The organism is Streptomyces sp. NPDC002520, from assembly GCF_053595235.1.
In genome coordinates this window covers 136,360-159,791 of record NZ_JBSFXG010000021.1, presented here as the reverse complement: position 1 = coordinate 159,791, position 23,432 = coordinate 136,360, and the positions used below count along the sequence as shown (strand labels likewise).

The window sequence follows — 23,432 nt, the reverse complement described above, 5'->3', positions numbered from 1 at the left end:
AGCCGGACCGGTGACGATCAGGCGGTGGCGGGCATCCGGGGTCTGCCGAGCATGGCCCAGTCGAGGACGCCGATGATTGCCGCTGCCCATCGGGCGGCGGCGTGAGGATCCCGCGTGAGCGCAGGGTCCGCACGGGGTCCAGCGATCCCGGCCCTGCCCGAGCAGGTCTGGCAGGGCAGCCGTGGACGATGCTTACCTGGCCACGTGCACCGTGCCCGCGTATCGCCGGGCGAAGCCCGGGTCGCTGTCGGCGGTGACGGTGATGTCGTACCGCCCGCCGTCCGTGGGCCACGTCACGGTGACCTGCTCGCGCGGGCCGACCAGCTGAGTGTGCGCTGTGCCGCCGAAGTCGTTCGGGGTGACCGTGAACGACACGGCGGTCCCGCCGTCATTGGCCAGCAGCAACTCGACCGACACGTGGTCCGGATCGCCGCTCCTCAGGACCGCCGCCCCCCGAGGGACAGCGGCGTCGTCCTGGTCGGACCGCGCCAGTGTCCCGGCGAAGCGGCGGACGAAGCCGTCGGCACCGTGGACGGTGAAGTCGTAGCGCCCGCCGGTGCGTACCGCGTCCCACACGTAGGTGTCGGTGCTGTGCGCTGCGACGGTGAACGGCGTTCCGGCGAACGGCCGGGCGATGTTCGGGAACACCGTGAAGTGGAAGGCCGCCGCTCCCTCGTTGGCGAGCGTGCAGGTCACCTTGCCGGTGACGCGGTCCACGGCGACGTCGGCCCAGGGGCGGTACGGCAGCGGCCGGTGCGGTCGCGCACCCCCCGGTTCCTGAGTGGGCATGACCTGTGCGCCCGGCGCCGGGAGCTCCACCGCCGGCAGCTCCATCGCCGCATCGGCCTGCTCCACCAGTGCGCGGGTGTCCGGCAGTACGGGGACCGAGAAGTCGGGCCGGGTGAAGTCGAAGCAGCTCGTGAGGTCACCGCACACGGCTCTGCGCCACTGCGAGATGTTGGGCTCCCGTACCCCGGTGACCAGCTCCAGGAAGCGCAGCACAGAGGTGTGGTCGAACACCTGGGAGTTGACCCAGCCGCCGCGCGACCACGGCGATATCACCCACAGCGGGACGCGGTTGCCCAGGCCGATCGGCTGCCCGTCGACGAATTCGTCAGGGGTTCCCGCGGGCGGGAAGGGCGGCACCATGTGGTCGAAGTAGCCGTCGTTCTCGTCGTACATCACGAGGAACACCGTGTGTTGCCACACCTCGGGGTTCGCGAACACCGACTGAAGAGCGGTGTTCACCCAGTGCGCCCCGTAGGCGGGGCTGGCGGTCGGATGCTCGCTGAACAGGTAGGGCGAGACCAGCCAGGACACCGTCGGCAAGGTGCCGTCCTTGCAGTGCGCGTCGAACGCGGACAGGTCCCACTTCGTCATCGCGTTGATGTAGCGCGGGTCGTCGTGGTCGAAGGTGTGGAACTGCCGGAAGTACTCGAGGGCGTTGTCCTCGTAGTTGCCGTCGCGCTCGTCCAGGCCAGGAGTGTGGTAGACGCGCCAGGTGACGTCGGCGGCCGACAGGCGCTCCGCGTAGGTGGTCCAGTCACAGACCGGGCTTTCGGGCAGCGGGGTGTTGTCGATCCACGGGCCCGTCGTGCCGTCGCGGCCCGGGCCGACCGTGCCGGTCCACAGGTAGAGGCGGTTGGGGCTGGTGGGGCCGGCCAGTGAGCAGAAGTACCCGTCGCAGAGTGTGAAGGCGTCCGCCAGCGCGTACTGGTAGGGGATGTCCTCACGGGTGAGGTAGCCCATGCTCTGCTCGCCCTTGGCGGACGTCCAGCGGTTCATGGCACCGTTGTTGATGGCCTCGTGACCGCTCTCCCAGTCGTGCGGCAGGCCGTCCGCGTTCTGCGCGTCGAACTTCGTGGAGTCCATGCGGTAAGGCAGCAGGACACCACCGTCGGGCCGGGCCGGGGTGGGCTGGCGGAAGACGCTGTCGCCGTTCGGGAACGTGAGCGCCTGGCGGTCGTCGAACCCGCGCACGCCGTTCAACGTGCCGAAGTAGTGGTCGAAACTGCGGTTCTCCTGCATCAGGATCACCACATGGCGAATGTCCTCCATGGTGTCAGTTCCTTTCCGTCGACGCGATGAGGGAGCTGAGCAGGGTCAGGTCTGCACGCTCCAATGAGTCGATGACTGTCCGGTCGGGCGCGGGCCGGATCGGTACGGTGGAAGGCACGGCCAGCACCGCACACCCGGCTGCCTCGGCCGAGGCGACACCCGTGGGCGTGTCCTCGACGACCACGCACGCGTGCGGTTCGACGCCCAGGTCGGCGACCGCGGCGAGGTAGGGGTCGGGCGCCGGCTTCGTGCGGGCGGTGTCCTCGACTGCGACGGTCAGAGCGAACCGGTCCTCGCCCAGCGCCTTGCGTACGAGGTCGACGACATGGCGCGGCGAAGCGGAGACGATCGCCGCGGGCACGCCGGCCAGGGCCAGTTCGTCCAGGAGCCGCAGTGCGCCCGGGCGCGGGACGACCTCACGGGCGACGCGGGCGGCGAAGGCGGCATCCAGCTCGGCGGCAAGCGTGCCGGGGTCGGAGACCGCCGGGCCGCCGGTGCGGTGCAGGTGGACGGCGGTGTGCGCGGCCGGGCGGCCCAGCACATGAGGCAGGTCCGCGTCGGTCAGTGGCCGACCGATCCCGTCGGCGACCTGCTTCGCTGCGGCCCACCACAGCCGTTCGGTGTCGACGAGTGTGCCGTCCATGTCGAACAGGACGGCGGCGGGAAGGCCGGGGGCGGCGATGCGACGGTTCAAGGTGAGTTTCTCCGATGTGCGGCGAACAGGCGGAAGCACAGGCTCTCCGCTCGGTCGCCGGGCGTGAGGTGGTGTGCTCCGAAACGACGGTGTCGTCTCGGCGGGTGTCGGCGGGAGCCGTCAGCCACGATCGCCGCCGCCGTGTTCCCGTCGGCGGCGGTCCACGAGCACGGGGCGGTCGGGCAGTGTCAGCGTCACCGCCGCACCGACCGGGAGCGTGGTCATGGCGTGGGTCGGCACATCGGCCGTCACCTTGGCGCTGTCGGCCAGCCGCACGGTCAGCCGCGTCGTTGCGCCCAGGAACGCCGCCCCCACGATCCGGGACGTACCCGTCCCGTCGGCGGTGACCTCGACCGCCTCCGGCCGTACCAGTACATCGACGTCACCGGTTCCACCGGCGGCCTCGGCGGCCCCCGCCAGTCTCCCGTTGACCGGCATCGTGCGGCCGAACGCGTGCACGGTCCCGTCGTCCGGCCCGAGCCGGGCCGGTATCCGGCTCATCACGCCCACGAACTCCGCGACGAACGCGGTTGCCGGGCGTTCGTACAGTTCCGCGGGGGGCGCGCACTGCTCCAGTCTCCCGGCACGCATCACCGCGACCCGGTCGGCCATGGAGAGCGCCTCTTCCTGATCGTGTGTCACGAAAAGGGTGGTGATGCCGAGTTGTTTCTGGAGGCGTCGGATCTCCTCACGGAGCGTCAGACGTACCTGTGCGTCGAGCGCCGACAGCGGCTCGTCGAGCAGCAGTACGCGTGGCCGCAGTGCCAGAGCCCGCGCCAGGGCGATCCGCTGCTGCTGGCCTCCGGACAGCTGATGCGGATAGCGGCCGGCGTGCTGCGGCAGGCCGACCAGCTCCAGGAGTTCGGCGGCGCGAGCCCGCCGTGCGGCCTTGCCGGTGCCGCTCATCCGCAACCCGAAGGCGACGTTGTCGATGGCGGTCAGGTGGGGAAAGAGGCTGTAGGACTGGAACACCATGCCCGCGTCGCGGCGGTGCGCGGGGACCGCCGTGATGTCCTCGCCGTCCACGAGCACCGTGCCCGAGTCGGGCCGCTCGAATCCGGCGAGGGTCCGCAGTGCGGTGGTCTTGCCGCAACCGGACGGTCCGAGCAGGGCCACGAGTTCGCCTGGCTCGACCGTCAGGTCCAGGCCGTCCAGCGCCGTCGTGGCGCCGAAGGAGCGGCGCAGGCCGCGGAACTCGACGGTGGCACCGGTCCGCGTCCGGTCGCCGGTTTCGGCATCGCCTGTCAGGTGGGTCATATCGCTTGGCGAGTGGGGCATTTCGCTTGTCAGGGGGGTCATGAGGTCTCCTTGGGACGGCGAGCACGTCCCGCTATGGCGATGATCAACAGCAGCACCCAGGTGAGGAGCAGGCCCATCACCGACACCGCCACCGACATCTGGGCCTGCGAGCCGCTGATGGCGAGGATCCACACGGCGAACGGTCGGTAGCCGAGGATCGCGGCGACGGTGTACTCGCCGAGCACCAGTGCCAGGGTCAGGAACGCCGTGTTGAGCAGCGCCCCGCGCAGGTTGGGAAGTACCACCTGCAGGAGGGTGCGCGGCCATGAGGCCCGGCAGGCCCGGGCGGCCTCGACGAGCACTCGCAGATCGATGGCCGCGAGCCCGGTGTCGAGCGTGCGGTACGCCAGGGGTAGTGCCATCAGGGTGTAAGCGAGGACGAGGACGATGGGGAAATTCGGGTCCTGGAGCGCGACCAGAGCGCGGAAGACCGGGGTGCCGGCGAAGTGTTCCGGTCCCCAGCGCAGCACCGTGCTGATTCCGGCGACCAGGGCGACAGCGGGTACGACGAGCGGCAGCAGGCACACGATCTCGACGAGTGTGCGCAGGCGCGGTGCGGCCAGCCGTACCGTGACCAGCGCGGGCACCAGCAGCCCGAGAACGAGCGCGATGGTGGCGGCGGCCAGTTTCAGGGTCAGCAGCAGGCTGTCGGTGAAGCCGTCGGCATCGATGATTCCGCTGTAGGCCTCGAAGCGGATGCGCTGGCCTGGTACGCCGGCGCCGATGCTGAAGGCGACGGCGCATGCGAGCGGGACGAGGAAGTACGCACCGGCGAGCAACAGCACGGCGGCGCGACCGTATCGGAGGGTACTCAGGCGAGCCATCGCACGCTCCTGCGCTGCAGCGGCAGCTGAACTGCCATGACGAGCCCCGCGACCAGCACCATGTCGACACCGAGCGCGAGCGCGATGTTGCCCTGGCCGACCAGGACGTCGCCGGACAAGGCGTCCGCGATCTGCATGGTGACCAGCGGCACCGAGCTGCCGACCATCGCGGCGGCCGTCGCGTACGCGCTGAAAGCGGTGCCGAACAGCAACACGTAGCCGCCGAGCAGCGACGGCGTGAGGATGGGCAGCGCGACATGGGTCCAGTACCGGAAGGCGTTCGCGCCGTTGTTGTGGGCCGCCTCCCGCCACTGCCGCCGCAGCCCCTCCAGAGCCGGGGTGAGCGTGAGCACCATGAGCGGAACCAGGAAGTAGAGGTAGACCAGGGTCAGACCCCAGAAGCTGTACAGGTCCCAGCCGTGGTCGAGCAGGTGGAAGCGGCTCGTCAGCACGCCGGCGTTGCCGAGCGTCGCCACGAACGCGAACGCGAGCGGCACACCGCCGAAGTTCGCCAGGACACCGGACCCTGCCAGTACCGCCTCGCGCAGGACGCGGAATCGCGAGGTCACCACCACGTGGGCGATCGGCAGGCCGACGGCGGTGGCGATCAACGCGGAGACGGCGGAGAGCTTGACGCTGCCGAGCAGCGCGGTCAGGTAGGCGCCGTGCAGCGAAGCGCTCATGTTCGCTCCGGTGAGGCGGGCTCCGCCTGGCACGGTCTCGGGTGTGGTGAACGCGCCGTACACCATCGTCCCGAAAGCCAGCCCGAACACCAGGGCGACGAAGACGAGAAGCGGCACGGCACCGAGCCAGCCCACCGAGCGTGGAAGACCCCGCCGGTCGGCCCCGAGGCCGGCCCTGCGGCCCGCGGAGCGAGTCCGGCGTTCGCCGCGTGCCGCGGTCTGGAGGGCACTCATCCGGTGACCGCCTGGGCCCAGCCCTGCGCAACGGCCTGCTTGGCCTTGCCGATCTGACCCTCGGTCGGGAAGGCGACCGTGCCGTTGCCGGGTACCTGCGGGAGCTTGGCGGCGAAGGTCGCGTCGAGCGTTCCGTCCTGCCGCATCGCGGGCATCAGTACCGGGCGGGCGTAGCCCTTGAGCCACAGGTTCTGACCCTCGCGGCTGTACAGGAACTCCTGCCAGAGACGGGCCGCGGCCGGGTGCGGGGCCCACTTCACGATCGCCTGCGAGTAGTACTGGGCGTACAGGCCGTCCACCGGGACGCTGACCTTCCAGTCGACGCCCTTGGTGCGGAGCTGATCCGCGTACCCGGCGTTGAGGTAGTCCCAGGTGATGCTGATCGGCGTTTCGCCCTTCTGGATGGTCGCGGGACTCGACTCGACGGGGTTGAAGTTGCCGGCCTTCTTCAGGCGGGCGAAGAAGTCCAGGCCGGGCTTGACGTCGTCGAAGGAGCCCTTGTTGGCGAGTGCCGAGGCGTACACGGCACCGAAGGCCGAGGCGGACTTCGCCGGGTTGCCGGTCAGTGCGACCTGGCCCTTGTACTGCGGATCGAGCAGGTCGGCGAAGGTCTTCGGACACTTCTTGACGCGAGCTGCGTCACAGCCGATGGAGACGTAGCCGCCGAAGTCGTTGTACCAACGGGCCTGAGCGTCCTTCTGCGTCTTCGGTATCCGGTCGAACGCGCTGACCCGGTACGACGCCAGCAGGTTCTGCTCGGCCGCACTGATGGCGAAGGCGCTCCCCACGTCGATGACGTCCGGAGACCGCTCCTGGCCCTTGCGGGAGGTCACCGCGGTGATCTCGTCCTGACTGGAGCCGTCGGGGTTCTCCACCTCGACCTTGATCCCGTACTTCTTCTCGAAGGAGTCGATGATCTCGCCGTAGTTCGCCCAGTCACGGGGAAGGGCGATGGCGTTCAACTTGCCCTCCTTCTTCGCGGCTGCGACGAGAGCGTCCATGCCGCCGAGGTCCTTCGCCGAGATGGCGGTCGCGGCCTTTCCGTCGCTGCCACTGACCTCATTTGTGCTGGTCAAACCGCATGCGCTGAGCCCCATCGCGGCCAGGGCGACGGAGCAGACGAGGCCCGCGGAGCGGGCGTGGCGCAGTCTCACAGGGTTCTCCTGAGGGATCAAAGTTGGCTGTACAACTTGAAGCATTACCTCGGAGGGTGGTGACTGGAAGGTGAACGCCGACGCACGTGCCGACGGCCTCCATGGGAAGAGGGCGTGCGCCGGCGGGCGTCGGCCCCTGGGCCGGTCAGTCAGGGGCGGCGAGCGGATAAGGTCACGTCAGAGCGGCGACGGGCGGCTGAGGGAGAAGGAGAGCGACATGGCAGGCGCGGGCGGCAGGGCGACCGGGGCCCAATACCGGCGGCTGGCGGCCGACCTGCGCGAGGCCATCGCTTCCGGGGCCTACGGGGCCGGCGGCCGGCTGCCCAGCGAGGAGGAACTCGCCCAGCAGTACGGCGTGTCGCGTGGCACCGTCCGTCAGGCGCTGGCGGTGCTGCGCGCCAACGGCCTGGTCACGTCCCGTCGGGGCACGCGGCGCGTCGTGCTCGGCACCGCACGGACCCAGAGCTTCTTCGAACTGCTGAGCTTCACTCGCTGGGCACGCTCCGTCGGAGAAGAACCGGGCGGCCGCACGATCGACATCAGCAGCGGTGTCGCCAACCCGTTGGAGTGCGAGCAACTCGCCCTCGCGCCCGGGTCGCAGATCTACCGGGTGCTGCGGCTGAGGACGCTGTCGCGTGTCCCGGTCATGATCGAGCGGACCATCTACCCCGAGCACATCGGCGCCATGATCGCGCGCCTCGAGCCCGAGGCCATCTCACACACCGAGCCCCTGGCGGACCAGGGGGTGGTGTTCGCCGACGCCGAACACACCGTCGACCTCGTCTATGCCGACGCCGAGGACGCCCGCCTGCTCGGCTGCGACCCGGGTTCGCCGCTCATGAGGGAGCGACGGCGTGCGACAGACCCGGCGGGCACGCCGCTGGAGTGGTCGGACGACCGCTACCTGCCGGGTACGGTCTCGTTCACGGTGCACAACTCCCAGGCCTCGACGGCGCTGTCGCGCCGCCGCGGCTGAATGGTCCTTCCGGAGTGACGCAGGTCGCCTGCGCGTGGCCCGCGGCCCGTACCCGGCTGATCGTCAGAAGCCCGGCGGGGTCTCCGACCAGACGCAGACCGCAGGGACCTTCCCCGGGTTGTGGTACCGGTGCGGTGTGGAGGACTCGAAGCTGACACAGTCACCGGGTTGCAGGCGGTAGTGCACGCCGTCGACCCGGTAGTCCAGCTCTCCGCTCAGGACGAGACTGACTTCTTCTCCCGCGTGGGTATGCGGGTTGTCGCCGGAGGACGCCCCTGGGGCCACCTCCAGCAGCATCATCTCGACCGTCCCACCGGGTTGGGGTTAAGGAGGGTGTAGGTGACCCCCTCCACGCCCGCCTGGGTGAGTTCGACGCGTTGATCGGGACGTGTGAGCACCCGGCGCTCACGGTCGACAGCGCGGAACAGCTGGCTGAGCGTCGTGCCGAGGGCGTCGACGATCGTGCGCAACGTGTTGATCGTCGGACTGTTCACGTCTCGCTCGACGTTGCTGAGGTAGCTGCGGGACAGGCCCGTCTTCTCAGCGAGCGCCTCCAGCGTGAAGCCTCGTTCCAGGCGCTCACGGCGGAGGTGCTGACCGATCCCGTCGTCGTGCGGGGGGCGTGGCGCAGCGGGCGGCTGATCGCCAGTGGGCACGGAGCACATCCTCTCGGCACATCCCATTGTCCAGTAAACAAGACGCAGCAACTACTATAGTACTCATTGGGCTGCCGCATACGCCTGCGCCCGCCCGGGAAGGCGCCCCATCCGCGTCGCTCCGGCTCTCGGTGACGACCGTGTGCCCCGCGGCCCGGATGCTTAGGGCTTGCCGATCAATAACTCGCCGTCTTGATCTCCGGTTTGGGGATGCCGAGGTGTGTGGTGAGGTCGGTGAGATCGTCGAGGGTGGCCAGTTGCGTCTCGGCGGGTTCGATGGTGTGTCCGATGTCGTGGAGGAGCCGGCGGGTTTGGCTGATGGCCCGGTTGAGGGTCACGGGTGTCACGGTGAAGAGCGGGGCGATGACGACCTGGGGCAGCTTGAACCTCTGGTAGAGGATGGTGGCCAGGAGCCGGTCGACGAGGGTAAGGCCGGGGCGTCGACCTGTGTAGAGGCCAGCGGCAGGGGTCTTCTGCCGGTCGCCGCCGCGTCGCTGCTGGAGGTCTGCTTCCCGCTGAGCCGCGCGGGCCGCCGCCAACTCCGTAACCAGCGAGTCCCACTGCTCGTGCGGGATGCCGGTGAGGGCAGGATGGGTCAGCCAGTCACGGCCGGGGCCGGCTTCGTTCTGGGGCGGGATCGGAAGGACGCCGTCCCGGCGGTGTTCCTGGGGGTGGAGCGTGTAGTTCCAGTTGCCGTGCCAGTCATGGCGGCTCAGTGGCAGGGCGTTCAGCTGCCCGTCACTGATGCGGACGCCGGTCTCGTAGTTGGCGGTGTCGAGTTCGGCGCGGACTGTCAGTCCCGTGCGGGTGGTGGTCGCTGCGATGCTGTTCACGATGACTTCATGGCTGGTCAGCGGCCTGCCCCGCCAGTTCATCGTGATGTGGGAGAACAGTCGGTGCTCGATTCGGTTCCACTTAGACCGACCGGCGAATGGTGGGCTGCCTGAGGCTGGACACTCTGGGCACGAGACAGGCACGGGCCTGAGTGATCATGGAGTTCTCTACGCTCAGTGATCACCGGAGGGCCCGTGCCTGCTGTGCCATCTTGCCTGCTCGAACCCCTGTGGGACCAGTTCGCCGCCCTGCTGCCCGCGCGCGATGATTATGCGCCGACCCACCCGCTGGGCTGTCACCGTCGCCGGGTCCCGGACCGGATCGTCTTCGAGCACATCTTGCAGGCCCTGGTCCACGGCACCGGATACGAGCGGATCGCCAGTCCGGGCTGTTCGGACCGCACCATCCGACGCCGCGTCAAGCTCTGGTCGCAGATGGGCATATCAGAGCAGGTCCACGCCTTGGCGCTGCAGGCATACGACCGGATGATCGGCCTCGGACTGGCCGAGATCTCCGTGGACGGCTGCATCACGAAAGCTCCCTCGAGCGGCGAGAAAGCCGGACGCTCCCCGGTCGACCGGGGCAAGCAGGGGCTGAAGCGATCGGTGGCCTCCGACGCCGCCGGGGTCCCTCTGGGGATCGTCTCCGCAGGCGCCAACTGGCACGACTCACCGCTGCTCGGCCCCACCCTCGAAGCAACGAAAGACCAGGTAGGAGCGCTCCCGAAGCAAGTGAACGTCAACCTCGACCGGGGCTACGACAGCGCCAAGACCCGTGCCTTGCTCGACGAGTTCGGTTTCACCGGTGAGATCGCCCGCAAGGGCGTGCCCGCACCAATCCAGGCCGGCAAGCGGTGGGTGGTCGAGCGTTCGCACTCGTGGATGAACGGCTACGGCAAGCTGCGGCGCTGCACCGAGAAGGACGGCAGCGCCGTGGACTTCTACCTGTACCTCGCCGCCGCATTCGTCACGCTCCGCATGCTCATCCGACGCTCGACCAGCCGCTATCGCTGGGACGGTCGCCCCACCACCCGACGCCTCAAGTGATCCATTTGCCGGTCGGTCTTAGATGTGCCCGGAGGAAAGTGACACACGGTGATCTCCAGGCCGGTCTCGACAGCCAGCGCGGCCAGCTCGAACTTCCAGGCCCGGGTGCGGTAGCCGTTGGAACCGCCCGCGTCCGCAGTGATCAGCAGACGGTGCGAGCGCGGATAGGTGTCGCGCCCAACCGCGTGCCACCAGCGGCGGACGGAGGCGACGGCGAAGGCAGCGGTGTCGTGGTCGGTGCCGACGTTGACCCAGCCCGTGTTCGCGGTCAGGTCGTAGATCCCGTATGGGATCGCCTTGCCCAGATCGGCATCGGGAAAGTCATGGGTGCGAACCCGGGCCGGGTCACCTTCGCGACGCCACTCGTGGCCGGCGTTCTTGTAGTTGCCGACCAATTCCTTCTTCTTGGTGTCCACGCTGATCACCGGGTCTCCGGCGGCCTGGAAGTCCTTGGCCTGGCCGTTGATATAGCGGAACTGTGCATCGCGGTCGGGGTGTTGGGCACCTTCGATGGTCTTGGCGTTGCCCTGGAGGCTGAAGCCCTCCTCGCGCAGCACGGCCGCCACGGTGTCCGCCGAGACCCGGTGCCCCTGCCGAGTCAGCTCGGCAGCCAGTTGCCGGGTCGACTTCGTCGTCCAGCGCAGCGGCGACATCGGGTCCCCGCGTACATCCGGTTCCACCAAGGCCAGCAACGCCGGCCGAAGCCCCGGATCCAGGTCCACCGCACGTTTGCGGCCCCCACCGGACCGGCGCACCCGTCCCAACGGCGCCTCGCCGGAATCCAGTTCCGTCACCCCACACGACACGGTGCCCTCCCGGACTCCGGCCGCACGAGCGACGAGCCTGATGCCTCCATGGCCCAGAGACCGTGCTTCTGCTCCTATGGCCAGCCGCCGCTGCCGCTCGTCGAGATGCGGGAACAGCGTCGCGAACTTCGCGGCCAAGGCCGCCTCGATCCCCTCCGAACTCCCCATACCATGGCAACGAGCCTTGGAGCCGGAAGCGACGGCTTGTTTCCCGGCAAGCCCTTAAGGCTTGTCGTCGCAGGTCAAGAGGGCTTTGAAGATCCCGAGATAAGGCGAGGGGACCCCTGGTATACCTCGGGAGTCCGCCAAGACATCTCAAGGTTCAGAGGTCCCCTTGCCGTTCCAGTATTCCTCCGAGCCCGCTCCGGAGGGATCGGTTCCTGTGGCCGATGCGTTCACCGCCGGCCACCTGGGCGAGCTGACGAGATACGTCCCGTTTGACCTGGTCGATGCGGTTCTGGCGGAGACCGGTCGTGTCCAGAAACGGTTGCGGTTACTGCCGTCGCGGGTCGGGGTCTACTTCCTGCTGGCGCTCGGACTGTTCCCCCACCTGGGGTATGTCCGCGTGTGGTCCATGCTGACCAGTGCGCTTCCCGGTGCGGCGCGGGTTTCGGAGAAGGCTCTGCGGGATGTGCGCCGCCGAATCGGCCCCAAACCGGTCGAGTTGCTGTTCGACACCCTCGCGGTGCCTACTGCAGATCCGCGCACCCCGGGCGTGCGGTAACGGCGTTGGCGCACCGTCGCCTTCGACGGATGCGCATCGCTGCACTGCCCGGACTCCGGGCGCAACCGCGCCTGGCTCGGGCGCGCGGCAACCGGCCGTGGCGGGTTCCACGGCTACCCGTGCCTGCAGCTGATGACACTGGCCGAGACCGGCACCCGCGCCCTGCTCGGCGCCGTGTTCGGGCCACGCAGCACCGGAGAGATCACCTACGCCGCGCGCCTGGTCGACCGGCTCGCCCCGGACATGCTCCTGCTGGCGGACCGCGCCTTCGACGGGGGTGAGTTCCTCGCGGCCGTCCGTACGACCGGGGCGCAGTTCCTGGTCCGTATGCGTGCGGGCCGCAGGTTGCCCCGCCTTGCGGTGCTGCCCGACGGTTCGATCCTCACCCGCCTGGGCCGGCTCGACGTGCGCGTCATCCAGGCACAGGTCACCACACGTCTGGCCGACGGCACCCGTGTCACAGGCCACTACGCGCTGGCCACCAGCCTGCTCGACCACCGCGCCCACCCGGCAACCGAGTTGATCGCGCTCTACCACGAACGCTGGGAGATCGAATCGAGCTACCTCGCCCTGCGCCACACCCTGCTACGCGGACGGGTACTGCGCTCAATGGACCCGGCAGGACTGGAGCAGGAACTGTGGTCCCTGCTCACGCTCTACCAGATACTGCGCCACGCGATGGTCGATGCCGCCCGGTCCCGACCAGATCTGGATCCCGACCGGGTCAGCTTCACCGCTGCCGCCGCCACCGCCCAGGCCACCGTGGTCCGCGCCGCTGGAACCGCTGACCAGCACGATCCCGCCCCGCCCCGGGCCATCGCCACCGCCGTCCTCGCCCACCCGCTCCCCGCCCGCCGGGCCCGGCTCTCAGCTCGCAAGGTCAAGTCACCGATCTCGCGCTACGCCGGCCGCCCGCTCGAAGAACGCCCCCTGACCAGCACACGAATCACCGGCATCGACATCGACGTCGAGAAACCGGGAACCGCACCCCGCCCCGAGCCCTCACCAGCCGCCCAAGCGAAAATCATGAAACCCGGCTCCCGTGTCGACCGCGTCTTCGCGTTCCTCGGAGCCACCCCGGACCGCTCCTTCACCCCGAGCGAACTCGCACAAACCCTCGGCATCACCAACATCAACAGCTTCAGCGTCCAGCTGGCCACCTGGGCTCGCCGCGGACTGCTCGGCAAACCCGCCCGCGGCCGATACACGATCCCGGATCACTGCCCTTCACCAGCCCCTTGACCTGCACCGACAAGCCTTAACTACGCGGCCTTGTACCGAACCCGGAACGGTTCATACACCGTTCTGCGATGTGCTGAACACCAACTCAGCGCAGGCGCTGGATGGCATCACTTGACACTATCTTGGGCGACCTTGCGCGGGCTTGACCGATCATTCATCCGTATGTTGTGCGGCCACGCTTCCGAAGCCGTGAGACGCGGCTAAATTCCCCAACATGTTCAGACAAGTTGTGGCCCCTTCGATGCGGGCTGCTCGTCGTGTCCGGTCCAGCCTGGTCCTCGGGGCGGCGATTTCGCTCCTGGTGACCGGAGCCTCCCAGGTGATGTCCGCACCGCTCCCCTCAGCGACAGCGCAGAGCCCTTCTGCCCAGTCGAGTACGACGTCATTGTCTCTGGCGTCTTCCACGGTGGTCCAGGGCGGAACGTTCACCGTCAACTACTCGGCGTCCGCCACCGATCTCAGCCCCTCGAACTGGGTCGGGATCTACCCGAAGGGGTCGAACAGCTACGCGGTCTGGCGATACACGCCGGACGCCAGCGGTTCGGTCACCTTCGACACCTACACGCTTGCCCCGGGCGCCTACGACGTCTACCTCTTCCACGCCAACGGCTACACCCACCTGGCCGGCCCCGTCGAGCTCACCGTCCAGCCCGCTCCGACGCCGCAGCCTCCGACCGGCCCGCTGCCCGAACCCGACACCGGCACCGGGCCGAACCTGATCGTCAACGGTGACGCCGAACAGGGTGAAGGCACCCAGGTCGGCGTGGACACCAACACCGTCCCCGGCTGGAAGGCTACCGGCCTGCTCAACGCCACCGCCTACGGCGCAAAGGGCGGCGAAGGCATCCACGACTACCCGACCCCGGCCAGCCCTGGACCGCAGAACCGGGGCAAGAACCTTTTCTCCGGTGGCGGCGGCGGCATCAGCACCGGCACCCAGACCGCCGACGTATCGGAGGCCGCACAACGCATCGACCGCAAAGACGTCACCTACAACCTCACCGGCTGGCTCGGCGGCACCGGAGCAATCACCGACAACGCCACCGTCACCAGCACCTTCCTGGGCGCCGACGGCACCGCACTCGGATCGGCGACGCTGGGGCCGGTCACCCCCGAGATACGCAAATACACCACCGAGCTTCTCCCCGAACAGGCCCTGGGCAAGCTCCCGGCCGGCACCCGCTCGATTCGCACGGTGATGACCATCACCGGACCGCAGCCCTACGACCGCCTCGGCCACGGCCAGGGCTACGTCGACAACCTCTCACTGAAGATCTCCACCCCCGTGCAGCCGCCCCACCCGGTCACCCCGCCCAAGGCCCAGGTGCCCGGCTACGACCACGTCTTCTACGTCATGATGGAGAACCGGGACTACAGCAACATCATCGGCAACAAGGCCGCGCCGTACATCAACAGCCTGGTTCCCAAGGCCGCCAATCTCACCGGCGCCATGGGCGAGGTGCACCCCAGCGACCCCAACTACGTTGCCGCTGCCGGGGGCAGTCTGTTCAACGTCAACAGCAACTCCCCGTTCTCCAGCACTGTCGACGCCCCGCACATCGGTGACCTGGTCACCGAACACGGCGGCGACTGGCGCGGCTACATGCAGAACGCCAATGGGCCGTGCGACACCGCCAGCCACGGCGCCTACAGCATCGACGACCAGCCCTGGTACTTCTTCAAGGACATCAAGGACAACCCCGCCAACTGCAAGGCGCACCTACTGCCGCTCACCCAGATGAGCACCGACCTGCAGAAAACATCGACCACCCCGACGTTCTCCTGGCTCAGCGCCGACGACTGCTACGACATGGAAGGCTGCGGCACCACCGCCGGCGACACCTGGCTCTCCCAGACGCTGCCGACCATCTTCAACTCCCCGGCATGGAAGAACCAGCGCTCGCTGCTCATCCTCACCTGGGACGAGGACGCCGCCGACGGCCAACAACACTTGCAGAACGTCCCCACCCTCGTCCTCGGCTCGCAGGGCGTCAAGGCCGGCAGCACCACCGCCGCCCGCTACACGCACTACAACATGCTGCGCACCATCGAAGCAGCCCTGCACCTGCCCAGCCTCACCAAGAACGACCTGTACGCCCAGCCCATCAACGACATCTGGGACCGCCCCCGAGACTGACGCCATCTGGCATCAGCGGCTGGATTGAACGGTTCCCTGTGGGCCCGACAGCAACCCGGACGGGGCCCACAGGGGCACCAGAGACTCGCCCGACTCAGCCACCAACTCGCAGCCTGCGTACCTGGATTACGCAGCAGAGTCATCGCTCATCGGTAGCAGGCGCAGGAGCGCGAAGGCGTTGGTCGCGGCGAGGCAGGCCAGACGTAGCAGCACGGAAGACCACGATGCCGTCGATGCCCGGTGCCCGGCCTGGTCTTCATCAAGCTCGTCGCCCTGGTTCAGCGGCTGAGAACGGGGCACTCCTGAGCTCTCGTTGTCGGCCACCACCCGACGTCCGCGGCGAGATGGTCACCTACCTGGACAGCCGCGGAACCCAGAATTCACGAGCTTCTGTCATTAGTCGATCTTGCCGCGAGATTCACTCCCCGTTCTCTCACGGCGCCTCACCCTGGTTGGCCGGACTTGCCAGTCCGCCACCCGGCCTTGACACACAGGAGAAACAGATATGGGCACAAAAGCAGCCGTGAGCCGGAAGATCGCTCTGGGAGCCGCCGCAGCCGTGGCCGCGGCGAGCAGTGTCGTCGCTGGATCGGCCTCCGCGGCACCCGCACAGCCGGGGACTTCCGAGGGCGCCCCGAAGCACATCTTCTACATCATGATGGAGAACCACGGGTCCTCCCAGATCATCGGCAACAAGGCCGATGCTCCCTACATCAACCAGTTGACTGCCCGCTACAACGTGGCGACCAACTTCCACGGGGTCACCCACCCGAGCCTGCCCAACTACCTGTCCATGTTCTCCGGTTCGTCCCAGGGCATCTGGGACGACTGCAAGGCGGGGGCGAACGTCACCTGTGCGCCGGAGGAGTTCGTGCCAGGTTCGGGTGACTCGACCGACTCCGCGTCGCTGACGTCGGCGCAGGTGGCCAGCGCGAGCAAGACGCCGCACATGTTTTCCGGCAAGAATCTCGTCGACCAGCTGGAGGCGAAGGACCTGTCCTGGAAGGCGTATATGCAGTCCATGCCGGAGGCCGGCTATCAGGGCGAGTACGCGCCGACGGTCAACGGCACGACGGTGAACCTGTACGCGCAGAAGCACAACCCGTTCATGTACTTCTCGGACGTCAACTCACCGGGCAACCCCAGGCTCCAGCGGGTCGTCCCGTTCGAGAAGAACTTCGACGCGGACCTGGCCGCTGGCACCGTTCCCGCCTTCAACTGGATCAGCCCCGACCAGTGCCACGACATGCACGGCGTGTCGCCGAGCAGCGCAAGCCTGATCGGCCTGCCTGCCTGCGGCTACCCCGCTTCCGGACTGGACCACGGCGCGATCAAGCTGGGCGACCAGTTCCTCAAGGACACGGTCTCCAAGATCATGAAGTCCAGGACCTGGCAGACGTCCAACTCCAGCATCGTCATAGCCTGGGACGAGAACGACTACTCCGGCTACTCCGGCGGGCCGGGCAGCCCGGTGGGAGAGGGCGGCACGGTGCTCGGCGGCGGAGACGCCCCCCTGCTCGTGATCAACTCCAAGGCCGGTCCGCACAAGATCTCCGACACGCGGGCCGACCACTACACGGTGCTCGCGACGATCGAGCGGTTGTGGCACCTCGGCTGCCTGGAGAACTCCTGCTCGCCCCGGACGTCCGGCTCGCTGGAGAACCTCTTCGCGAACTGAGGCTCCAACTTCCCTGCGCCCCGGGGACCCGGGGCGCAGGCCGACGACCCCGATGTCCTGCTGATCACCGTTCGGCCGGAGTTCACACAGAGTGGCGGATCCTGGCTGGTCTCCTGCCTGCGAGGGGACTTTGCTGGGTACTGTGCGCGTCGGCCGGAAACCACTCACATGGGGCGGTCTGCCCACCCGCTGCCGCGATGATCTTCGTGACGACCGTCTTGAGGGCCTGCAGTCACAGCGGGCCCAGCACGACGGGAACAGCAGCCATGGCCAGCCCGATGACCGTGAGTGTGCCCACGGTGGTCGACCTGGGGCCGCGCTCGATGCCGCGATCGACGACGACACGGTGGCGGTGCTGTTGGAGCCGGCGCAGGGTGAAGCCGGCGTGCTCATCCCACCCGGCGGGTTCCTGACGGGCGTGCGTGAGCTCTGCACGCGACGCGGTGTGCTGATGGTCGCCGACGAGATCCAGTCCGGACTGGCCCGTACGGGGCGGACCTTCGCCTGTGACCATGAGCACGTCCATCCCGACACCTACATCCTCGGCAAGGCACTCGGTGGCGGGCTCTATCCGGTCCCGGCGATCGCGGCCGACGTCGAGGTCATGAAGGTGATCACCCCGGGCACGCATGGCTCGACCTTCGGCGGCAACCCGGTCGCCGCCGCTCTCGGTACGGCGGTCGTCAGGCTGCTGCGGACCGGCGAGTTCCAGGAACGTGCTCAGCGACTGGGGAAGCAGATCGAGTAGGGGGTCAAACCCCTGATCGGCGACGGCGTACCGCCGTACGAGTGCGTGGCGCGTGGGCCGGTGTCGACCTCGAGCCGGCGTTGATGAGCGGTCGCGAGATGTGCGAGCGCCTCCTCAAGCGCGGTGTCCTCGCCAAGGACACCCACGGCGCGTGCCCCGCCGCTCGTGGCCGACGATGACGACGCGGAGCTGCTGGTCAACGCCGTGCGCGACATCGTCCGCGCGGGCTGAACCGGCGACGCCGAGTGGAGGGTGCGACTGAGTGAACGACTTCGCGGAGTCGCTTGCCGCGGACCTGGAACGGATGCTTGCGGACCTCGACCGGCAACTGGCGCACGACTACCCGGGCGATCGGACCAGCCGTCAGCCCGTGCACACCGTGTACGTGTCGGCCAATGCGTTCGATCGCGACCTCGTCGGCGCTTGGGGCGCGCGGGCACTGTCAGGTTGAGCGAGAGGCTTTGAGCTCTTGGCATGCCGATGCCGTTCAACCGCTGTCCAGTTCCACCACCAGACCATGCATAGATGGGGTTACGCCCGAGCCGTGCCTCCCGCATCAGACTCCGACCTATCGGCCGCGCGCTGTCGCGGAACATCACTGTCCGTGGCCGTGTGCGTGCCGTGGAGACGCCGAGTCACTAGGCTCGTCATTGTGTCCACCGTGTGTGTGATGTCGGCTTCCCTGATCCCCGCCGGAATCACGGTCGCGACGCGCTATCTCGACCTTGCCGGCGTTTTCTCGTGCGCGCTGCTGGGGGGCGCCGTGGCCCGCACGGCCGGCCTGGACCTGTTCGGATTCCTCGTGGTGGGCGTCATCTCCGGTCTGGGCGGAGGCATGATCAGGGACGTGCTGCTGCAGCACGGCACACCGGTCGCGCTGACCGACTACGCCTATGTGCCGACCGCCGTCACCGGTGCTGTGGTGGTCTTCCTCATCAAGATCAGCGAGGCGTCCTGGACCCGGCTCTTCACCGCGCTCGACGCTGCCGTCCTCGGGTTCTGGGCGGTCACCGGGGTCAACAAGACGCTCGCCGTGGGTCTTGGATGGCTTCCGGCCATCCTCCTGGGCACAGTGACAGCCGTCGGCGGCGGGGCCCTGCGCGACATCGTCCTCGGCCGGGTGCCGGCTGTCTTCGGGGGCAACGGTCTGTACGCCACCGTCGCCCTCGCGGTCGCCGGAACGACGGTGATCTGCGTGTACCAAGGTGTGCCGGCCCTCGGCGTCGCCCTGGGCATCACCCTGGCCCTGGCCTTTCGGCTCACTGCCCTGCGGTTCGGCTGGAACCTGCCCACCAGCCTGGACTGGCGTCCCGGGTCGAAGCTGGCCGCGTCGCTGCGGGGCGGCACCGCCGCCGGGAGTGGGAAAGAAGAGCAGTCCCACCCACGCAAGGAGACGCCGTGACCGACCGAAACCGCGCAGTGCTGTCCGGCCTCGCTGGTATCCGCTCCGATCTCGAGGATCTCTACCGTGATCTTCACAGGCATCCTGAACTCGGCCTGCGGGAGCACCGCACGGCCAAGAAGGTGTCCGATGCTTTGCGGGATCTCGGTTACGAGGTCACCGGCGGCATCGGCGGCACGGGAGTGATCGGCGTACTGGCCAACGGCGACGGACCCACCGTCATGGCCCGCGCGGACATGGACGCCCTCCCGGTACGCGAGCAGACGGGTCTGCCCTACGCCTCCACCGTGACCCTGACCGGCCCGGACGGCGCCGAGCAGCCGGTCATGCACGCCTGCGGGCACGATGTGCACGTGACCTCCCTCATCGGCTCCGCACGGCTGATGGCGCAGACCGCAGAAGCGTGGTGCGGTACCTTCGTGGCGCTCTTCCAGCCCTCGGAGGAGAACGGCGACGGCGCCCGCGTCATGATCGACGACGGTCTCACGGCAAGGGTGCCCCGGCCCGACGTGGTACTCGCCCAGCACGTCCTGCCCTATCCGGCCGGGTACGTCGGCACACGTCCGGGGCCCTTCCTGTCGGCCGCGGACAGTTTGCGCATCACCGTCCACGGCCGAGGTGCGCACGGCTCCATGCCCCAGGCCGCGGTCGACCCCGTGGTGATGGCCGCCATGATCGTGGTGCGCCTGCAGACCATCGTCTCCCGGGAACTCGCCGCCACCACCCCCGCCGTCGTCACCGTGGGCAGCATCCATGCCGGCACCGGGCCCAACGTCATCCCCGACAGCGCCGTCATCGACCTCAACGTCCGCACCTACGACGGCGCCACGCGGAACCAGGTGCTGAAGGCGATCGAGCGCATCGTCCGGACTGAGAGCGAGGCGTCCGGGTCCCCCGAGGCACCCGAGATCGAGCGAACGGCCGCATTCCCGCCCACGGTCAACGACGAGGAAGCGACCCGGCGCGTCGCCGAGGCGTTCGCGGCCCACTTCGGCGCCGACGCCCACACCATCGACCTGCAGACCGCCAGCGAGGACATGAGCGAGATCCCCGAAGCGTTCGGCGCGCCGTTCACCTATTGGGGCATCGGAGGCATCGACGCCGGCCTGTACGCCGAGGCCGCCAGGAAGGGCACCGTCGCCCAGGACGTCCCGGTCAACCACAGCCCTGCATTCGCTCCCGTCGTCCAGCCCACCCTGGACACCGGCGTCAGCGCCATGACAGTGGCTGCCCTTGCCTGGCTCAGCGGCTGATGAACTCCTCGTCATTGCGTCCCGGGAAATCCGCCGTTCTGTTGAGCTGGGCTCCCCTGCTCGATGGCGGTGGTAGTCGTGGCGAGGCGCCGGGTGCCCCCGGTGAGCAAAGCCAAGTCTCATGAGGCGCGGCTGAGACCATTTGGCGCATCTTCCAGCTTGAGCCTTCCCTGCGCCACCGCGACCGTATCGTCAGCCATCTCGGACACAGAGTTACCCCACGGCGCCCTGTTCTTGGGCAGGGGAGATCGGCACCCGCTTCCGGCTCCCGGCCGGGGCTCTGCGAACCGGAGGAAGGAGATCGTCGTGGAGTCTCAGCGCTCCATGGGGCCGTGCACGTTCAGGCGCTCACGTTGCCTCACTGAGGTGGGGAGGGCGCAACGCGGCTCGATCGGAGCCGGGACGAGGCGGCCTATCGGAGGCCGTAGCGGTCGAGGCGGTGGATGAGGCCGGGGCGGCGCTGGCAGTCCTCGCGCAGGCGGGCCAGGCGCTGGTGGAAGTCGGTGTGCTGTCGGGCGTGGGCGTAGGCGTCGCACAGTTCCGCGAGGAGGCTGACGGCCTGGTCGTAGCAGCTGGTCTTCTTGGTGGCGATGTGCGCCTCGATCTGCTGCCAGACGGATTCGGCCTCGCCCGCGAGAGCGGTCAGATGCCGGGCGCGGGCGGTGGCCCGTTCGTGTTCGGCGCGCTGTCGGCGTTCGGTGCGCAGGGTGTGGGCGGCGTCCAAGAGGTGGGCGGCGGACCGGCGCCCGGGGACCGTGGTGGGGCGTCGGCGCCGCGCAGGCGATGCAGGAGTTCGGTGTGCAGCCCAGGTTCCGGGCCGAGGGCGAGCCGCAGCAGCAGAGCGTCCTTCTCCTTCTGGGGCATTGCGGCGATAAGCGGGGCGAGTTCCTTCTTCGCAGGCCTGGTCAGCTTCTTGGATGCGGCGGGACTGGCCTGGGCCGCGACTGCCAGCAGGTCGTCGTCCACGCGCAGGAAATCCGCGAGCGCCCGCTGCGGGGCGGTCAGTTCGCCGAGTCCGGCCGGGACGGGCGGTTCGGGGCAGGTCCGGTACTCCTCTTCGTCGTCGTCTTCGAGTTCCCAGGCGGCGAGCGCTGAGAGCCAGGCCAGATAGAGGGGGCGCAGGTCGCCGGTGGTGAGTTCGTCGCGTACGCCGATGAGGGCGGACAGCGAGTCGTCGGCGCCCTCGATCCAGTCGCCGCCCTCGTCCTCGCTGGTCAGGTCGAGCAGGAGGTGGGTGCGGGTGGTCCAGGCCTCGATGTGGTGGTCGAGACAGTACGACCGCGCCGCCGGCAGGGCCAAGGTCTGCTTGGGCAAGCGGAGCATCAACCGGTGGGTGCCCCAATTGGTCACGTACAGGTGGGCGTCGAAGTAGCGCTCGAGCATTTTGCGCGGATTGGCGCTCAGGTCGCCCCAGTTGTAAGTGTTGGTGAAGCTGGTGGCGGTGATCCGGGCCCGGGTGGAGATGGCCCTCAGCTGCTCCTGTTCCTCGCGGCTGAGCGGCCGGTCGAGGGCCTGGAACTCGTAGTACTGGTACTCGCTCACACGGCGGACCCTATCGCCGCCGCGGGTGGGCTCGGACGCGGATGGGCCACGGCAGCGGAGCCGACCGGAGGCAGCAATCAAACGTCATAGGGTGAGCCGAGGTGAGCCGTGGCGGGGAGGAGCGGGCTGTGGCGGTGTGGACCGAGCGGGCGTTGGAGCATGATGCAAGAACGGAGCTCGCGGCCGTGCTGCAGCTGGTTGCCGCGGGCAGGCTGCGGTGCGGCGACAAGACGAAGCGCCCCTCCGCCGCCACCCTCCGCGCACTGGGCGAGGTCCTCACCGGCAGTGACTTCTACGAGGGCGAGGCGGTCAGGGCATTCGCCTGGCCGCTGCTGCTCCAGGCTGGCGGTCTTGCGGAACTATCGGGCGGCCGACTGGAGTTGACCGCGCGGGGCCGCAAGGCGCTGGCCGCGCCCGCTCATGAGACGATCCGGCACCTGTGGCGGCGCTGGCTGAGCCACGGGGTACTGGACGAGTTCAGCCGCATCGAGGCAGTCAAGGGGCAGCGCGCGGCGAACGTCCTCAGCGCGGCCGGCCCGCGCCGCAAGGCGGTGGGTGCGGCGCTCGCCGAGTGCTGCACGCCAGGGGAATGGATGGCGGTGGACGAGCTGTTCAAGGCGATGCGTACCGCAGGGCATGACCCGTACCTGGTCCGTTCCGAGCGGGCGCTGTGGACGCTGTACCTGGAGGACGCGCAGTACGGCAGCCTCGGCTACGACGGACACCACGACTGGCCGGTGCTGCAGGGCCGCTACACCCTGTGTGTGCTGTTCGAGTACGCGGCCACCCTCGGCCTCGTTGACGTCCAGTACATCGACCCGGACGGCGCTCGGGACGACTTCCGCCACATGTGGGGTGCCGACTGGCTTCAGCGGCTCAGCCGCTACGACGGGCTGCTCGCCATCCGGTTGAACCCGCTCGGGGCGTACGCGACGGGGCGCACCGACGCCTACCGACCGGGCCCGGAGCCCGCCGCCGGAGCGCGAAGCCCGGTCAGGGCTCTGCCGAACTTTGACATCGTGGCGCTCGACGGCCTGGCCCCCGCCGAGGCGCTGCTGCTCGACGCGTTCGCCACCCGGTCCACCGACCGTGTCTGGACGCTGTCCACCGCCTCCCTGCTGAAGGCCCTGCACGCGGGCCGAGGTCTGGAGGAGCTGCGCCGCTTCCTCGCCGAGACCAGCACAGGAGAGGAACTGCCGCAGACCGTCACGGCTTTGCTGGCCGACGCCGCCTCCCGCGCCGAGAAGGTACGGGATCTGGGCACGTGCCACCTGCTGGAGTGTGTGGACGAGGCGCAGGCCGTGATGATCGCGAAGGACCGCAGGGCGGGCGCGCTGTGCTCCCGGATCGGCCCAAGGCATCTCATGGTGGCCCCCGGCGACCTGCCGGCCGTCCGCGCCGCGCTGCTGAAACTCGGTTGCGCACTGCCCGCCCGAACCTGA

Annotated in this window: 20 protein-coding genes and 3 pseudogenes; 11 read left to right on the top strand and 12 right to left on the bottom strand. The window is 68.7% G+C overall.

What is annotated here, in order from left to right:
• Positions 1 to 192: 192 nt before the first annotated feature.
• The 6 genes from ACWD5D_RS27065 to ACWD5D_RS27040 form a co-directional block, all read right to left on the bottom strand.
• Positions 193 to 2,058, bottom strand: coding sequence for a phosphocholine-specific phospholipase C (locus ACWD5D_RS27065; protein WP_451375343.1), 1,866 nt, complete (start codon positions 2,056 to 2,058; stop codon positions 193 to 195).
• A gap of 4 nt (positions 2,059 to 2,062) precedes the next feature.
• Positions 2,063 to 2,752, bottom strand: coding sequence for an HAD family hydrolase (locus ACWD5D_RS27060; protein ID WP_451375342.1), 690 nt, complete (start codon positions 2,750 to 2,752; stop codon positions 2,063 to 2,065).
• A gap of 120 nt (positions 2,753 to 2,872) precedes the next feature.
• A complete protein-coding gene (locus tag ACWD5D_RS27055; protein WP_451375341.1) occupies positions 2,873 to 4,009 on the bottom strand; it encodes an ABC transporter ATP-binding protein in 1,137 nt (378 codons plus the stop codon).
• A gap of 38 nt (positions 4,010 to 4,047) precedes the next feature.
• Positions 4,048 to 4,875: an ABC transporter permease subunit gene (locus ACWD5D_RS27050; RefSeq protein ID WP_451375340.1), complete on the bottom strand. Its 828-nt coding sequence runs from the start codon at positions 4,873 to 4,875 to the stop codon at positions 4,048 to 4,050.
• Positions 4,863 to 5,792 (bottom strand): ABC transporter permease, encoded by a 930-nt coding sequence (locus tag ACWD5D_RS27045; protein WP_451375339.1) that lies wholly within the window; start codon positions 5,790 to 5,792, stop codon positions 4,863 to 4,865. The genes ACWD5D_RS27050 and ACWD5D_RS27045 overlap by 13 nt, the downstream gene beginning before the upstream one ends.
• A complete protein-coding gene (locus ACWD5D_RS27040) occupies positions 5,789 to 6,889 on the bottom strand; it encodes an ABC transporter substrate-binding protein (protein ID WP_451375356.1) in 1,101 nt (366 codons plus the stop codon). Before ACWD5D_RS27040 ends, ACWD5D_RS27045 begins: the two co-directional genes overlap by 4 nt.
• Before the next feature lie 274 nt (positions 6,890 to 7,163).
• Between ACWD5D_RS27040 and ACWD5D_RS27035 the strand changes: the two genes are divergently transcribed.
• A complete protein-coding gene (locus tag ACWD5D_RS27035; protein WP_451375338.1) occupies positions 7,164 to 7,922 on the top strand; it encodes a GntR family transcriptional regulator in 759 nt (252 codons plus the stop codon).
• Between the two features lie 63 nt (positions 7,923 to 7,985).
• On the opposite strand, the gene ACWD5D_RS27030 is transcribed toward ACWD5D_RS27035, so the two are convergent.
• The 3 genes and pseudogenes from ACWD5D_RS27030 to ACWD5D_RS27020 form a co-directional block, all read right to left on the bottom strand.
• On the bottom strand, positions 7,986 to 8,219 hold the full coding sequence (locus tag ACWD5D_RS27030) for a cupin domain-containing protein (RefSeq protein WP_451375337.1): 234 nt from the start codon (positions 8,217 to 8,219) through the stop codon (positions 7,986 to 7,988).
• On the bottom strand, positions 8,219 to 8,578 hold the full coding sequence (locus ACWD5D_RS27025; RefSeq protein WP_451375336.1) for a helix-turn-helix domain-containing protein: 360 nt from the start codon (positions 8,576 to 8,578) through the stop codon (positions 8,219 to 8,221). The genes ACWD5D_RS27030 and ACWD5D_RS27025 overlap by 1 nt, the downstream gene beginning before the upstream one ends.
• A gap of 176 nt (positions 8,579 to 8,754) precedes the next feature.
• Positions 8,755 to 9,504, bottom strand: a pseudogene (locus ACWD5D_RS27020) (ISAzo13-like element transposase-related protein); the annotation flags it as partial.
• A gap of 102 nt (positions 9,505 to 9,606) precedes the next feature.
• Between ACWD5D_RS27020 and ACWD5D_RS27015 the strand changes: the two are divergent.
• The gene (locus tag ACWD5D_RS27015) at positions 9,607 to 10,458 is read left to right on the top strand and encodes an IS5 family transposase (RefSeq protein WP_451375355.1); all 852 of its coding nucleotides are present in this window, start codon (positions 9,607 to 9,609) and stop codon (positions 10,456 to 10,458) included.
• On the opposite strand, the pseudogene ACWD5D_RS27010 reads toward ACWD5D_RS27015, so the two are convergent.
• Positions 10,428 to 11,432 (bottom strand): annotated as a pseudogene (locus ACWD5D_RS27010) (ISAzo13 family transposase); the annotation flags it as partial. The gene ACWD5D_RS27015 and the pseudogene ACWD5D_RS27010 sit on opposite strands and share 31 nt — an antisense overlap.
• A 214-nt stretch (positions 11,433 to 11,646) precedes the next feature.
• On the opposite strand from ACWD5D_RS27010, the gene ACWD5D_RS27005 reads away from it, so the two are divergent.
• From ACWD5D_RS27005 to ACWD5D_RS26970, 8 genes and pseudogenes are all read left to right on the top strand, one after another.
• Complete coding sequence (locus ACWD5D_RS27005) at positions 11,647 to 11,988, top strand: transposase domain-containing protein (protein ID WP_451375335.1); 342 nt, start codon at positions 11,647 to 11,649, stop codon at positions 11,986 to 11,988.
• A 39-nt stretch (positions 11,989 to 12,027) separates the two neighbouring features.
• Complete coding sequence (locus tag ACWD5D_RS27000) at positions 12,028 to 13,230, top strand: transposase (protein ID WP_451375354.1); 1,203 nt, start codon at positions 12,028 to 12,030, stop codon at positions 13,228 to 13,230.
• A 385-nt stretch (positions 13,231 to 13,615) separates the two neighbouring features.
• Entirely contained in the window at positions 13,616 to 15,367 is a 1,752-nt protein-coding gene (locus tag ACWD5D_RS26995; RefSeq protein ID WP_451375334.1) for an alkaline phosphatase family protein, read from the top strand.
• A 523-nt stretch (positions 15,368 to 15,890) separates the two neighbouring features.
• Positions 15,891 to 17,045: an alkaline phosphatase family protein gene (locus ACWD5D_RS26990; RefSeq protein ID WP_451375333.1), complete on the top strand. Its 1,155-nt coding sequence runs from the start codon at positions 15,891 to 15,893 to the stop codon at positions 17,043 to 17,045.
• 316 nt (positions 17,046 to 17,361) lie between these two features.
• Positions 17,362 to 18,024 (top strand): annotated as a pseudogene (locus ACWD5D_RS26985) (aspartate aminotransferase family protein); the annotation flags it as partial.
• 31 nt (positions 18,025 to 18,055) lie between these two features.
• Positions 18,056 to 18,244 (top strand): DUF6986 family protein, encoded by a 189-nt coding sequence (locus ACWD5D_RS26980; protein WP_451375332.1) that lies wholly within the window; start codon positions 18,056 to 18,058, stop codon positions 18,242 to 18,244.
• A gap of 219 nt (positions 18,245 to 18,463) precedes the next feature.
• A complete protein-coding gene (locus ACWD5D_RS26975; RefSeq protein WP_451375331.1) occupies positions 18,464 to 19,195 on the top strand; it encodes a trimeric intracellular cation channel family protein in 732 nt (243 codons plus the stop codon).
• On the top strand, positions 19,192 to 20,448 hold the full coding sequence (locus ACWD5D_RS26970; protein WP_451375330.1) for an amidohydrolase: 1,257 nt from the start codon (positions 19,192 to 19,194) through the stop codon (positions 20,446 to 20,448). The genes ACWD5D_RS26975 and ACWD5D_RS26970 overlap by 4 nt, the downstream gene beginning before the upstream one ends.
• A gap of 412 nt (positions 20,449 to 20,860) precedes the next feature.
• On the opposite strand, the gene ACWD5D_RS26965 is transcribed toward ACWD5D_RS26970, so the two are convergent.
• Complete coding sequence (locus tag ACWD5D_RS26965) at positions 20,861 to 21,172, bottom strand: hypothetical protein (protein WP_451375329.1); 312 nt, start codon at positions 21,170 to 21,172, stop codon at positions 20,861 to 20,863.
• A complete protein-coding gene (locus ACWD5D_RS26960; protein WP_451375328.1) occupies positions 21,091 to 21,990 on the bottom strand; it encodes a hypothetical protein in 900 nt (299 codons plus the stop codon). The genes ACWD5D_RS26965 and ACWD5D_RS26960 overlap by 82 nt, the downstream gene beginning before the upstream one ends.
• A 185-nt stretch (positions 21,991 to 22,175) precedes the next feature.
• On the opposite strand from ACWD5D_RS26960, the gene ACWD5D_RS26955 reads away from it, so the two are divergent.
• On the top strand, positions 22,176 to 23,432 hold the full coding sequence (locus ACWD5D_RS26955; RefSeq protein ID WP_451375327.1) for a helicase-associated domain-containing protein: 1,257 nt from the start codon (positions 22,176 to 22,178) through the stop codon (positions 23,430 to 23,432).

Coding starts and splice junctions, on each gene's coding strand:
- ACWD5D_RS27065 (WP_451375343.1), bottom strand. CDS start 2,058: ATGGAGGACATTCGCCATGTGGTGATCCTGATGCAGGAGAACCGCAGT.
- ACWD5D_RS27055 (WP_451375341.1), bottom strand. CDS start 4,009: ATGACCCACCTGACAGGCGATGCCGAAACCGGCGACCGGACGCGGACC.
- ACWD5D_RS27050 (WP_451375340.1), bottom strand. CDS start 4,875: ATGGCTCGCCTGAGTACCCTCCGATACGGTCGCGCCGCCGTGCTGTTG.
- ACWD5D_RS27045 (WP_451375339.1), bottom strand. CDS start 5,792: ATGAGTGCCCTCCAGACCGCGGCACGCGGCGAACGCCGGACTCGCTCC.
- ACWD5D_RS27040 (WP_451375356.1), bottom strand. CDS start 6,889: ATGGGGCTCAGCGCATGCGGTTTGACCAGCACAAATGAGGTCAGTGGC.
- ACWD5D_RS27035 (WP_451375338.1), top strand. CDS start 7,164: ATGGCAGGCGCGGGCGGCAGGGCGACCGGGGCCCAATACCGGCGGCTG.
- ACWD5D_RS27030 (WP_451375337.1), bottom strand. CDS start 8,219: ATGCTGCTGGAGGTGGCCCCAGGGGCGTCCTCCGGCGACAACCCGCAT.
- ACWD5D_RS26975 (WP_451375331.1), top strand. CDS start 18,464: ATGTCGGCTTCCCTGATCCCCGCCGGAATCACGGTCGCGACGCGCTAT.